We start from the raw sequence: 567 nt of genomic DNA on the forward strand, positions 1-567 counted from the left end.
ATCGACCGCCCATTAGCGTCGATTCTGACTCTAAACACTATTGCTCACACTATCGGTGCAGCAACAGCAGGTGCACAGGCGGCCGTCGTATTCGGCAGCGAAGCACTTGGCATCTTCTCTGCTGTGCTCACACTGGCGATCTTGGTTCTCTCTGAAATCGTACCGAAGACCATCGGTGCAACGTACTGGCGTCAGCTTGCACCAGCAGCGGCGGTATCGCTACGTTGGATGGTGTGGGCGCTAACGCCATTTGTATGGTTTTCAGAGCAAATCACTAAGCGTTTGGCTCGTAACCACGAAGCACCAAAAATGCGTGATGAACTTTCTGCGATGGCGATTTTGGCACGCGAAAGTGGTGAATTTGCAGAAGGCGAATCTAAAATCTTAAGCAACCTGCTAGGGATTCAAGATGTGCCTGTCACACAAGTCATGACACCTCGCCCTGTTGTCTTCCGCGTTGACGCAACGATGACCATCAATGAGTTTCTTGACACACACAAAGACACACCGTTCTCACGTCCGCTGCTATACTGCGAGCAGACATACAACATCATCGGCTTTGTGCAT

General features: G+C 51.0%; 1 protein-coding gene. It reads left to right on the top strand.

The window, feature by feature from the left end; genetic code table 11:
• A partial coding sequence (locus R7P74_RS28225; protein WP_318123991.1) for a CNNM domain-containing protein occupies positions 1 to 567 on the top strand: 567 nt, incomplete at both ends.

The organism is Vibrio sp. 2033 (assembly GCF_033339735.1).